The sequence below is a fragment of the Sphingomonas yabuuchiae genome (assembly GCF_014199595.1).
Lineage (GTDB): Bacteria > Pseudomonadota > Alphaproteobacteria > Sphingomonadales > Sphingomonadaceae > Sphingomonas > Sphingomonas yabuuchiae.
On record NZ_JACHNX010000001.1, the window covers coordinates 65,103 to 77,624 of the forward strand.

The 12,522-nt window shown below is 67.1% G+C and carries 7 protein-coding genes; 1 reads left to right on the forward strand and 6 read right to left on the reverse strand.

All coding sequences use genetic code 11. From position 1 onward, the window contains the following. Nucleotides 1-3: 3 nt before the first annotated feature. The 4 genes from GGQ89_RS00260 to GGQ89_RS00275 form a co-directional block, all read right to left on the reverse strand. The gene (locus GGQ89_RS00260; protein ID WP_056432339.1) at nucleotides 4-996 is read right to left on the reverse strand and encodes a glycosyltransferase family 2 protein; all 993 of its coding nucleotides are present in this window, start codon (nucleotides 994-996) and stop codon (nucleotides 4-6) included. A 316-nt stretch (nucleotides 997-1,312) separates the two neighbouring features. Beyond that, entirely contained in the window at nucleotides 1,313-2,728 is a 1,416-nt protein-coding gene (locus GGQ89_RS00265; RefSeq protein ID WP_184103184.1) for a M48 family metalloprotease, read from the reverse strand. A gap of 409 nt (nucleotides 2,729-3,137) precedes the next feature. Further along, the gene (locus GGQ89_RS00270; protein ID WP_184103186.1) at nucleotides 3,138-5,237 is read right to left on the reverse strand and encodes a RelA/SpoT family protein; all 2,100 of its coding nucleotides are present in this window, start codon (nucleotides 5,235-5,237) and stop codon (nucleotides 3,138-3,140) included. A gap of 362 nt (nucleotides 5,238-5,599) precedes the next feature. Next, a complete protein-coding gene (locus tag GGQ89_RS00275; RefSeq protein WP_184103188.1) occupies nucleotides 5,600-8,011 on the reverse strand; it encodes a ligase-associated DNA damage response DEXH box helicase in 2,412 nt (803 codons plus the stop codon). Nucleotides 8,012-8,030: 19 nt separating this feature from the next. Here GGQ89_RS00275 and GGQ89_RS00280 point away from each other — a divergent pair, with 19 nt between their 5' ends. Further along, the gene (locus GGQ89_RS00280) at nucleotides 8,031-9,029 is read left to right on the forward strand and encodes a ligase-associated DNA damage response exonuclease (protein WP_184103190.1); all 999 of its coding nucleotides are present in this window, start codon (nucleotides 8,031-8,033) and stop codon (nucleotides 9,027-9,029) included. A gap of 105 nt (nucleotides 9,030-9,134) precedes the next feature. Here the strand turns inward: GGQ89_RS00280 and mdoH are convergent, their stop codons facing one another. Beyond that, the gene (gene mdoH / locus GGQ89_RS00285; protein ID WP_184103192.1) at nucleotides 9,135-10,934 is read right to left on the reverse strand and encodes a glucans biosynthesis glucosyltransferase MdoH; all 1,800 of its coding nucleotides are present in this window, start codon (nucleotides 10,932-10,934) and stop codon (nucleotides 9,135-9,137) included. Further along, nucleotides 10,931-12,478 (reverse strand): OpgD/OpgG family glucan biosynthesis protein, encoded by a 1,548-nt coding sequence (locus GGQ89_RS00290; protein ID WP_240456555.1) that lies wholly within the window; start codon nucleotides 12,476-12,478, stop codon nucleotides 10,931-10,933. The genes mdoH and GGQ89_RS00290 overlap by 4 nt, the downstream gene beginning before the upstream one ends. Nucleotides 12,479-12,522: the final 44 nt, after the last annotated feature.

Consider the following 12,522-nt stretch of genomic DNA (forward strand, 5'->3'; position numbering starts at 1 on the left):
CGGTCAGGCCGGGTCCTTGGCCCCCTCATGCGCGCTATAGCCCAGTCGCGCATGGCCCTGCACCGGCCCCGCCACATCGGCAACGAGATAGAGAGGCCGCCGCTTCGATTCGATATAGAGCCGCCCCAGATATTCGCCGATCATGCCCAGCACGAACATCTGCACCGCGCCCAGGATGACGGTGACGAGCATGGTCGAGGTCCAGCCCTGCACCGCCGAGCCGGTCAGCCAGCCGATCGCGATATAGACGATCAGCAACAACGACGCCGCCGTCAGCGCGAGGCCGATATGGCTGGCCCAGCGCAGGGGCGCGGTGGAGAACCCCGTCACCGCGTCGAAGGCGAGCGCGATCATCTTGCCCAGCGGATAATGGGTCTCGCCCGCATGACGCTCGGCGCGGTCATAGGGGAAGGGGACCTGGCGAAAGCCGACCCAGGCGACCATGCCGCGAATGAAGCGCGCCTGTTCGGGCAGCGATTGCAGCGCGTCGAGCGCGCGGCGGCTCATCAGGCGGAAATCGCCGGTGTCGAGCGGGATCGGCGTATCGGTCAGCCGGTCGAGCATCCGGTAGAAGAGCGCCGCCGTCGCCTTCTTGAACAGCGTTTCCCCGGCCCGCTTGCGGCGGACGGCATAGACCACGTCCGCCCCTTGCGCCGCCATGGTCGCGCGCATGTCGGTGAGGAGTTCGGGCGGGTCCTGAAGATCGGCGTCGATGATCAGGATCTGCTCGCCCGCGCACAGGTCGAGCCCTGCGGTCAGGGCCAGCTGGTGGCCGTGATTGCGCGACAGGTTGATCGCCACCAGATGCGGATCGGCGGCGGCCAGCCGCTGCATCACCGGCCAGCTGTCGTCCTTCGAGCCGTCGTTGATCAGGACGATCTCATAATCCTCGCCCACCGCCGCGCGCGCCGCACCCGAGATGCGCGCGTGGAGCACGTCCAGGCAAGCGGCTTCGTTATAGCAGGGGACGACGACGGACAGGGCAGGGCGCTTCATGACGCCGCCGGTTTAAGGTCCGGCCCCATAAACGGCAATGGTCGTGACGGAGCCGATTTTGATTCAGGGCAAGAAGCGAGGAGTGGAGCGATGCTTGCGGATCGTGACCCCAAGCCATTTTGGCTCGCGACGCCGCACTGGGGCAAAATCGGCCCGCCGCACAGCGGTTGCCCTGTCGCGCCCGCCGCCTGCGTCGCACGTCTTGCAGGTAGCGCCGCTACCTGCTGCACCGCGCTTCTTGCCGGACGAACACGGGAGGGCAATCACGACCGTTGCCGCTTATGGGGCCGGACCCTCGCGGCGTCGAAGCCGTCCGTCACCCATTCACGACCAACTTGACCAAGCGACCCGGTACCAGCGCTTGTTCCGGGTCGAGGCCGTTCAGCGTCACGAACCGCTCGCGCTTGTAATCGGGAAAGGCCATGCGCGCCGCCAGGCTGTCGATCGTGTCGCCCTGACGAACCGTCACGATGCTGATCTTCTTGCCGCGAATGCCGTTCGCCTCGGCGGTGGACAGCGGCGCGACCGAGGCGAGCAGCGACTGGAACGGCCCGATGCCCGAGCCCGCGGGCGTGACCAGCGTGAAGGTATAGGTGGCCGAGAGGAAGCGGTAGGCGACCACCGTGGCATCGACCGCGCGATTGTTGGCGGCGGCGCGGGTGGTGACATAGGCATAGGGAATGCCGTTCGCCGTGCCGTTCTGAAGCTGGCCCGAGGGGGTGCCGGTGCCGAGCTGCCCGAAGCGCTGGGTGATCGCCTGGCCCAGGTCGCTGCCTTGGGCGAGACGCATCTCGGCCTGCCCGCCCTGGCCGACCACCGTCACCGCATCGCTGCCATTGGCAATCGCATAGCCATTGGGGGCGGTGAATTTCAGCTTGAGGCCGGGATGGCGGAAGGTCTGGCCGTCGACAATGCCTTCCTTGGGATCGTCGCCATAAGGCATGCCGTCGAGCATCCGCAGATAGGCGGTGTCCTGGGGCGGGGTGGTTTCGGGGCGGCCGGTCTGCTTGGCGAGCGCGGCGGCGCGGCGCACGCGGTCGGCGCTATTGGGATGGGTCGAGGCCCAGGTGGGGACGGCATTGGCGTTCCTGCCCGAGGTCCGCGCGGCCAAGTTGCTCGACGCCGCCAGCGAAGCGAGCATGTCGGCCGAGGCGTAAGGGTCGTATCCGGCGGCCGTCATGTAGCGGATGCCGAGGCCATCGGCCTGATATTCCTGATCGCGGCCATATTTCAGCGTGTAGAGCTGCGCGCCGGTGCCGACGACCTGGCTGGCGATATTGCTGCCGGTCAGCAGGCCCGCGCCCGCCGCGAGGATCGAACCGATGGTCGAGCGGGTGTTGCGGCTCTGCGAATGGCGCGCGGCGACATGGCCGACCTCGTGGCCCAAGACCGAGGCCAGCTCGGCCTCCGAATTCATCAGCGCGAGCAGCTGGCGGGTGACATAGATATAGCCGCCGGGGATGGCGAAGGCGTTCTCGACCGGTGAGTTGAGCGTGGTGACGGTGAAGTCCCCTTGCGCGTTCGACAGGCCCGACTGGACCGCGACGCGCTTGCCGACCCGCTCGACGAACGCGGCCTGCGGGCCGGTGTAGCGGCCGCCATATTGCGCCACGAGCTGCGGATTGGCCTGTGCCCCCTGCGCCTTGTCGGATGCGGAGATGGAGCGGGTGGTCTGGGCCGCGGCGGGGGCGGCGACGAGCGCGAGCATGGCGGCGGCGGTGGCGAAACGCATCGGTGACGGACTCCCTGTTCGCGCTTTTCAAAGCGCGTGACGGGCGCGGGTTCCAGCTTTTTGTTACGGACGCGTCATTTTGCTGTCAGGATTCCGTTGGCACCGTGCCGTGCCCCGGCGAAGGGCGGGGTCCAGTTTCTTCGTTGCAGATGGCGCGCAAAACGGTGCGGGGGAAGCACCTGCTCTGCGTCTTCGATCATTCACCGCAACTGGGCCCCGGCCTTCGCCGGGGAACAGGAAGAATTGGTTCGCGCGGAGACGCGGAGACGCGGAGGTGTTTGGCCCGCCGCAGATGCTGGCCTATTCTACACGGCGTTCCGGGCCTATCTTCCTCCCCTGCAAGGGGGGATAAAGTAAGCGAGTCAGGCGCAGCTGGTGCCGCTTACATTCCTCCGCGTTTCCGCGCGAACTAAACCCGCTCCACCAAACTCACCACATCCGCCGCGCGCAATGCTGCGATCAGGCGCATCAGATGTTGCAGGTCGTGCACCTCGACATCGATCAGGTTGGTGTGGAACCGCGTGTCGCGCGTATCCAGACGGACGTTGATGATGTTGGCCTTATGCTGGCCGATGATCGTCGCCAGGATGCCCAGCGCACCGGGTTCGTTCTTGACCATGACCGAGATACGCGCCGTCGCGCCCTCGCTCTCGTCGCCCCAGGAGACGTCGACCCAGTCGGTTTCCTCATCGGTGCGGTCGGCCAGTTCGGCCAGCACCAGGCATTGGATCGCATGGACCTCGATCCCCGCATCCGGGCGGCGCAGGCCGACGATGCGGTCGCCCGGCACCGGGTGACAGCATTGCGCCAAGTCATAGGCGACGCCCGGCGTCAGCCCCTTGATCGAGATGGCGCTCGACTGAGGCGGGAGGGCGGCGACGTCCGCCCCGGCCGAGCCCGGCATCAGCGCCTCCATGACCGCCGCATCCGACACCGTACGGCGCGCGATCGCGATCATCAGATGCGCCTCGTCGGGCATCTTCAACCGTTGCAGCGCATGGGTCAGTGCGTCCGGCCCGATCTGGGCGGGCAGGCGGCGGACGATGTCCTCGTACAGCTTGCTGCCCAGGCTGACCTGTTCGGTACGCTCGGCATGACGCAGGTGGCGGCGGATCGCGGCCAGCGCCTTGCCGGTGATCGCCAGGTTCAGCCAGTTGGCCTGCGGCGTCTGTCCGGCCGAGCGCAATATCTGCACCTGGTCGCCGTTCGAGATGACGGTCGACAGCGGCACGACCCGCCCGTTCAGCTTGGCGCCCACCGCCTGGTCGCCCAGATCGGTGTGCACGGCATAGGCAAAGTCGATCGGCGTCGCGCCCTTCGGCAGCTGGATCAGTTCGCCCTTGGGGGTAAAGGCGAAGATGCGATCCTGATACATCGCCATCTTCGTATGCTCGATCAGCTCTTCGGGGCTGTCCGAGGTATCGAGGATTTCGACCAGGTCGCGAATCCAGCTGACCTGCGCGTCGTGGCGCGTCGCCTGCTTGTAGGTCCAGTGCGCGGCCAGGCCGAAATCGGCCTCGGCATGCATTTCGGGGGTGCGAATCTGAATCTCGATGCGGGCATTGTCGGCATGGATGACGCTGGTGTGGAGCGAGCGATAGCCGTTGCGCTTGGGCGTCGAGATATAGTCCTTGAACCGCCCCGGCACCATCGGCCAGCGGCGATGGATCAGCCCCAGCGCGCGGTAGCAATCCTCCTCGGTCGGCACGATCGCGCGGAACGCCATGACGTCGGACAGCTGCTCAAAGCTGATATGCCGCTCGTTCATCTTGCGGAAGATTGAGAAGGCGGACTTTTCGCGCCCCGTCACGTCGGCATCCACGCCGCCGCGCGACATCAGCAGCTTCAGGCCCGAGGCGATCTTGGAAATCCGGTCGCCGCCGCCTTCCTTCATCTGCGCGAGACGCAGCGTGATCGACTCATAGGCTTCGGGTTCGAGCTGCTGGAAGGAGAGCATCTGCATCTCCTTCATGAACTCATACATGCCGATCCGCTCGGCGAGCGGGGCATAGATGTCCATCGTCTCCTTCGCGATGCGGCGGCGCTTTTCCGGCTTCGCGATGTGATGGAGCGTGCGCATATTGTGCAGCCGGTCGGCCAGCTTCACCAGCAGGACGCGGATATCGTCCGACATGGCGAGCAGAAATTTGCGCAAGTTCTCGGCCGCGCGTTCGCTCTCGGTCTGCGCCTCGATCTTGGACAGCTTGGTGACGCCGTCGACCAGCCGCGCGACATTGGGACCGAACAGCCGCTCGATCTCGTCATAGGTGGCGACGGTATCCTCGATCGTGTCGTGCAGGATGGCGGTGGCGATCGTCTCGTCATCCAGATGCAGGTCGGTCAGGATGCCGGCCACCTCGATCGGATGGCTGAAATAGGGATCGCCCGAGGCACGCTTCTGGCTGCCATGCGCCTTCATCGAGAAGACATAGGCGCGATTGAGCAGCGCCTCATCGGCCTGGGGGTCGTAGTCGAGCACGCGGTCGACGAGTTCATACTGGCGGAGCACGATATCAGATTTGCGTGGTAGGGATGGGCAATGCAACATTTTTGATGCGATCAGGGTGATCGAATTGCGGCCCTTCTTTCTTAAGCCCCTCTCCCGGCAGGGGGAGGGGGTGGGGAGGGGCAAGAGCCACGGGGGCTGGTCTCTATGAGACCCCGTGCCCTCCCCCATCCCCTCCCGCCAGCGGGAGGGGAGCGGCCAGAGGCGAGGGTGGGGCGTGGCCTTCGGCTTCGCTCAGGCTGAACGGGGGTCGTAGAAAACCTCAATTCCCGACCCCCGTTCAGCCTGAGCCCTTCGGCTGGCTGGCGAGCCAGCCGCTCAGGATAAACTTCGGCGCAAAGCGCCGAAGTCGAAGGCCACAAGCCTCACTCCCCCATCGCCTCCGCCGCCAGCGCCTCCGCCTCGATCAACAGATCGTCGTCCGCGCTCCCCGTCGACACCTTCTCGCGGCCGATCAGCACCAGCACCGGCACCGCCAGCGGGCTGACCCGCTCCAGATCGACATGCAGCATCGTGCCCCCCGCCCGGTCGAGCAGGTTCGCCAGCCGCCCGACATCGGTCATCCGCGCCCGCGCATCGTCCCACGCCGCCTGGAGCAGCAGATGGCCGGGTTCGTATTTGCGCAGCACGTCGTAGATCAGGTCGGTCGAAAAGGTCACCTGACGCCCGGTCTTGCGCTTGCCGGGATGCTGGCGGTCGACCAGCCCGCCGATCACCGCGACCTCGCGAAAGGCGCGCTTGAGCAGATGCGATTGCTGCACCCAGTCGACGAACTCGTTCTCCAGGATGTCGGGCGAGAACAGGCTCGCGGGATCGGTCACCTTCTCCAGCCCGTAACAGGCCAGCGCATAGTCGCTGGCGACGAAGCCGAGCGGCTTCAACCCCTGTGCCTCCATCCGCCGGGTGATGAGCATCCCCAGCGACTGGTGCGCATTCCACCCCTCGAAGCTATAGGCGACCATATAATGCCGCCCCTCGCGCGGGAAGGTCTCGACCAGCAACTGGCCGGGGCGGGGCAGGACCGAGCGACGGTCCTGCATCTCCAGCCAGTCATGCACGTCCGGGGGAAAACGATCCCATGCGCGCCGGTCGGCCAGGAACTCCCGCACCCGGTCGGCGAGGCTGGTCGACAGCGGCATCCGGCTGCCGCCATAGGTCGGGATGCGGGCGGGGCGCGAAGTGGCGCGGACGATCAGGTCCTCGCCGTCGATCGATTCCACTTCCAGGCTCAAACCGGCGAAGAAGAAGGTGTCGCCCGGCGCCAGCGTCGCGGCGAAACCCTCTTCCACCCGGCCCAATTGGCGGCCGTTACGGAAGCGCACCTTCAGCATCGTCGCCTCGACGATGATCCCGGCGTTCAGGCGATGCTGCGCGACGAATTGCGGATGGGTGACGCGCCATGTCCCGTCCGATTGCTGGACCAGCCGCTTGAACTTGTCATAGGCGCGCAAGGCATAGCCGCCGTCCGCGATGAAGCGCAGCACGCGGTCGAACGTCTCGTCGTCCAGCGCCGAATAGGGCATGGCCGAGCGGATTTCGTCCAGCAGCGCGCCCTGCTCGAACGGCGCGGCACAGGCGCAGGCCATGACATGCTGCGCCAGCACGTCGAGCGCGCCGGGGCGGAAGATGTCGGGGTCCAGCTCGCCCGCCTCCACCGCATCAAGCGCGGCGCGCGCTTCCAGATATTCGAAGCGGTTGCCGGGGACCAGGATCGCGCGGCTCGATTCGTCCAGCCGGTGATTGGCGCGGCCGATCCGCTGGAGCAGCCGCGACGAGCCCTTGGGGGCGCCCATCTGGATCACGCAATCGACATCGCCCCAGTCGACGCCCAGGTCGAGGCTGGCGGTCGCGACCAGCGCGCGGAGTTTGCCGTCCGCCATCGCGGCTTCCACCTTCTGGCGGGCTTCCAGCGAGAGCGAGCCGTGATGGACGCCGATCGGCAGGCTCTTGTCATTGGCCTTCCACAGATCCTGGAAGATCAGTTCGGCCAGACTGCGCGTGTTGCAGAAGAGTATGGTGGTCCGGTTCGCCTCGATCACCCGCATGACCTGGGCTGCGGCATAGCGGCCCGAATGGCCCGCCCAGGGGACGCGGTCCTCGGGCAGCAGGATCGAGATATCCGGCGGCGCGCCCGGCTCGCCGGTGACGAGGCCGACCGCATCGATATCGCCATCGGGCGCCAGCCAGGCACGATAGCCGTCCGGGTCCGCCACCGTCGCCGACAGCGCGACGCGGCGCAGATCGGGGGAAAGCCGCTGCAACCGCGCCATGCAAAGGGACAGCAGGTCGCCGCGCTTGCCGGTGGCGAAGGCGTGGACCTCGTCGACCACGATGGTCTTCAACCCGCCGAACATCGTTGTGGCATCCGGGTAGCTGAGCAGCAGCGACAGCGATTCGGGTGTGGTGAGGAGTATCTGCGGCGGCTTCACCCGCTGACGGGCCTTCTTGTCCGACGAGGTGTCGCCGGTGCGCGTCTCGACCCGGATGTCGAGGCCCATCTCCTCGATCGGCGTGACGAGGTTGCGGCGGATGTCGACCGCCAGCGCCTTGAGCGGCGAGACGTAGAGGGTGTGCAGCCCCTCGCTCGGGGCTTCGATCAGCTCGGTCAGCGTCGGCAGGAACCCCGCCAGCGTCTTGCCCGCGCCCGTCGTCGCGACCAGCAGCGCGTGGCGGCCTGCGCGGGCTTCTTCCAGCATCGCCAGCTGATGGGTGCGTGGCGACCAGCCCTTGGCGGCGAACCAGTCGGTCAGGGCGGAGGGGAGGGAACCGGGGGGCATCCCGAAGGATATAGGTATCATGGTCAAGCTCGGCGACTGGATACAGCCCCATAAACATGGGATTTACGTGGCCCCCGCCGATGTGTGGGTCGATCCGTCCGAACCCGAGGGCAAGGCGCTGGTGACCCATGGCCATGCCGACCATGCGCGCGGTGGCCATGGCACCGTCTGGGCGACGCCCGATACGCTGGCGATCATGGCGGCGCGCTACGGCCCGCAGAACGGCATCGGCGTCGGCTATGGCGAGACGATCCGGCTGGGCGGGGTGGACGTCAGCTTCGTGCCCGCCGGCCATGTGCTGGGATCGGCGCAGATCGTGCTCGACTATCGCGGCGAGCGGGTGGTGGTGTCGGGCGACTATAAGCGCCGCGCCGACCCGACCTGCACGCCCTTCGAGCCGGTAAAGTGTGACGTCTTCGTCACCGAAGCGACTTTCGCACTGCCTGTGTTCCGTCATCCCGAGACCGGTGACGAGATCGACAAGCTGATCGCGCGCCTCCACGCCAATCCGACGCGCTGCGTACTGGTCGGCGCCTATGCGCTGGGCAAGGCGCAGCGGGTGATCGCCGAACTTCGCGTGCGCGGGCATGACGCGCCCATCTATCTGCACGGCGCTTTGGCACGGCTATGTGCGCTCTATCAGGAACTGGGCGTCGATCTGGGCGAGCTGCGGATGGTCGCGGACACGCCCAAGGCCGAGATGGCCGGGCATGTCGTCATGTGCCCGCCGGGGGCGCTCAACGATCGCTGGTCGCGGCGGCTGCCCGATCCGATCACGGCGATGGCCAGCGGCTGGATGCGGGTGCGTCAGCGCGCGCGGCAGAAGAATGTCGAGCTGCCGCTGATCCTGTCCGACCATGCCGATTGGGACGAACTGACCCAGACGCTGACCGAGATCGCCCCGCGCGAGGTATGGGTGACGCATGGCCGGGAAGAGGCGTTGGTCCATTGGTGCGAGACGCGGCAGATGAAGGCGCGGGCCTTGGCGCTGGTGGGGTTCGAGGATGAGGATGATTGATAGGGTGGGGCGTGGCCTTCGACTTCGCTCAGGCTGAACGGTTGTTGTAAATAGATATCTTCCCAAAACCCCGTTCAGACTGAGCGAAGTCGAAGCCCAAGGGCTTCATGCCAAGGCCAAAGGCCGAACCGGCTCCGCCACCTCCGACCCCGGCACTGCGAACACGCCCTTTTTCGCCAGTCGCTCGCCCGGCCGGACTTTCGCCGTCTCCATCGCCAGCCAGGGCGACAGCAACAGCCCCAGGGTCACCGGTGACAGCCATGCCCCCAGCATCGGGTTCAGGAACGACACGACCACCAACACCGCGCCGACCCCCAGATGCCAGCGATAGCGCGGCATTGCGTCCGCCGCCGCCAGCCCGTCACGCACCCGGCTTTGTGGGTTCCAGCCCGAAGGCTTGCCGCGCACGATGTTGATCAGGTCGATCGTCTGGGTCAGCGCGATCACCGGCGCTGTCAGGATCGAGAGCGGCACGTCGAGCGCGACCGAAGACAGGATGCCGCGCACCCCGCCATAGCTTGCCCGGCGGTCGCGGTCCGCCAGCGCCCAGATCATGCTGAGGATCTTGGGCCCGAACAGCAGCACCAGCGTCACCGCCAGCACCCGCGCCGAGGTGACGGCATGGACCGTCGCGGCATCGTCGGACAGGCTCTGCGCGATCGAGGTGGCGATCAGGATCAGCCAGGCGGGCGACATCAGATAGGCGGTGGCGCCGATCAGCAGTTGCAGCCGGCTGATCCAGTGGAAACCGCTCGCGCCCAGCAGTTTCAGATGCTGGATATTGCCCTGCGCCCAGCGCCGGTCGCGCACCGCCTGGTCGATCAGGGTCGGCGGAAACTCCTCGAAACTGTCCTCGACCATCAGCATGTGCAGCCGCCAGCCGCGCCGCCGGAGCAGCGCCGCCTCGACCATGTCGTGGCTCATGATCGTACCGCCGAAAGGCGGGCGTCCGGGCAGGTCGGGCAGGCCGCAACTCTCGGCAAAGGCCCGAATGCGAATCAGCGCGTTATGCCCCCAGAAGGTCGACTCCGACCCCGACCACCAGACCAGCCCGGCGGTCGAGATCGGCCCGTAGAAGCGGCTGGCGAACTGCATCCAGCGCTGGAAGAAGGTCGTCGCGCCGATGATCATCGGCACCGTCTGCAACAGCGCGATCGAGGGGCGCTGCTCCATGATCTGCGCCATGCCGACGATCGTGTCGCCGCCCATCAGGCTGTCGGCGTCGAGCATCAGCATGAAGTCGTATCCGCCACCGTAATTGCGGATCCACTCGGCGACATTGCCCGGCTTGCGGCCCTTATTCTCGGTCCGGCGGCGATAATGGAGCGGCACGCGCAGCCGGGGAGCCAGGCGTTCCCAGGCGGCGCGTTCCTCTGCTTCGGCGGCCTCGCCCGAATCGGACAGCACGAAAAAGGCAAAGCGGTCGGCGGCGCCTGCGCGGTCGATCATCACGGCCATGCGGGCGATCCGGTCGAACACCGCGTCGACATCCTCGTTATGCACCGGCACCAGCACCGCCGTCCGCGCGGTCGGTGGCGCGGCCCCCTTGGGCGCAGGCGTGATGCCGGGATGCGCGCGCGAGATCAGCAGCACGAAGCCGATCGCCGCCGTCACGAACCCGAACGAGATCCAGGCGAACAGGGGAAAGAACAGCAGCAGCAACAGCCCGTCGAGCAGTTCGAACCCGTCGCTGAGCAACGCCTCCTTGACCGAGGCGGAGGCGGCCGTCGCCAGCAAGCCGGTGAGGAGTACCAAGAGCAGGCGGCGCGTCAGGATATCGTCGGGCGACAGGTTGACGCCCTCGCGCGGCTCGGGTGCCGTGTGCGGCGGCGGCAGGCCGTCGAACCGCTGCACCGCCATGGTCAGCGGGGCGGGCGGCGGCATCATCGCGGGGCTGTCGGTCATGGCAGGAAGACGGGCATCAACACCGTCTCGCTCAGCGCCCTGGCCTGCTGCTTCAGATAGAGGCGGACATCGGCGGGGCCCCCTCCATTGGACTGTCCTTCGGGCGCGATATCGGCGGTCACGCGCCAGCGGTTCGACTGACCGACGACCGGATAGGCGGCCTGGGCCAGCAACCTTCCGCGCGCCACGGAGATGTCGGCGGTGACGCCGCTCTGCCGGTCGAGCCCGGCCAGGGCGGCGCCGGTGAAATCGACGACCAGCTTGCGCGCGCCCGGTGTCGGCTCGGCACCCGGCCGACCGGCATCGCCCGTCCAGCTGTCGACCGCATGGGCGATGCCGGGCACGATCGTCGGGTCGGTGGAGCCCCAGCTCAGGCGATAGTCGAACTGCCGCTTCTGCCCCGCCCTGGGTGCCTCGGCGGGGTTCCAGAAGGCGACGATATTGTCGACCGTCTCGCTCGCGGTGGGAAAGGCATAGAGCATCACCTGCCCACGCCCCCAATCCCCTTGCGGTTGCACCCACAGGTTCGCGCGACGGTCGTAAAAGGCCCCGTCATCCTGATAATGGTCGAAGTTCCGGTCGCGCTGGAGCAGGCCGAAACCGCGCGGATTGGTGTCGGCGAAGCTGTCGAGGGTAGGGCGCGGTGGATTGACCAAAGGTCGCCACAGCCGCTCGCCTGCGCCGGTCAGCAGCGCCAGCCCGTCCGAATCATGGATCTCGGGCCGCCAGTCGCGCGCGGCGGTGCGATTGCCCTCGCCATACCAGAACATGCTGGTCGCGGGCGCGATGCCAAGCCGTTCCACGTCTCGGCGGAAGAACAGGACGGCGGACACGCGCTGCTCGACGCCGTTTGTGCTCTTGGTCGAATCGATCCGGTACGCGCCGCTGACGCTCGGTCCGTCGAGCAGCGCATAAACGGTATAGCCCTGCGCCCCCGTCCGCTTGATCCAGAAATCGGTGAAGGCGGGGAATTCCTCGCGCCCGTCGATGCCGGTGTCGATCGCGATGCCCCGCGCCGACAGGCCATATTGGTCCTGCGCACCCGCCGTGCGGAAATAGGAGGCACCCTGAAAGGCCAGCCAGTCGCTCTTCCCGTCCGCCGTCATCGCGCGGAATCCGGCAATGCCCAGCGGCGGCGCGTGGCCCGCCTCTGCGCTGAACAACGAGGGGGAGAAGGGCACGGCGCGGGCCTGGCCATTCTCGACGATGTGGATGCCGACCGGGATGGGCGCATAACGCCCCAGCGGGAACAGCCGAATGCCCCCGGCCAGTGTCCGGTCGTCGCGGTAGCGGATGGTGCCGACCGCGTCATAGCCGATGGCTTCGGCCGCCGCGACCTTGGCTGGGGCCCGGTAAGGCTGCCGCGCCAGCGCCTCGGCCTGGGCTTGCAATGCGGCCCAGGAAAAGGGCTTGGGGGCACCCAGCGACGTGCCTCCGCCGCTCCCTTGCGCGGCGACACGGGCGGCGGCGGTCGGGGTCAGACCCAGAACGGCAAGCGCCGCGACTAGTTCTCGACGGTTGGCCTGCATCATCGGCTTCAGCATCTCCCGTAACGCTCGGAGCGGAGCGCGCATAACGGCTGCGCGAA

Coding starts and splice junctions, on each gene's coding strand:
- GGQ89_RS00260 (WP_056432339.1), bottom strand. CDS start 996: ATGAAGCGCCCTGCCCTGTCCGTCGTCGTCCCCTGCTATAACGAAGCC.
- GGQ89_RS00265 (WP_184103184.1), bottom strand. CDS start 2,728: ATGCGTTTCGCCACCGCCGCCGCCATGCTCGCGCTCGTCGCCGCCCCC.
- GGQ89_RS00275 (WP_184103188.1), bottom strand. CDS start 8,011: ATGCCCCCCGGTTCCCTCCCCTCCGCCCTGACCGACTGGTTCGCCGCC.
- GGQ89_RS00280 (WP_184103190.1), top strand. CDS start 8,031: ATGGTCAAGCTCGGCGACTGGATACAGCCCCATAAACATGGGATTTAC.
- mdoH (WP_184103192.1), bottom strand. CDS start 10,934: ATGACCGACAGCCCCGCGATGATGCCGCCGCCCGCCCCGCTGACCATG.
- GGQ89_RS00290 (WP_240456555.1), bottom strand. CDS start 12,478: ATGCTGAAGCCGATGATGCAGGCCAACCGTCGAGAACTAGTCGCGGCG.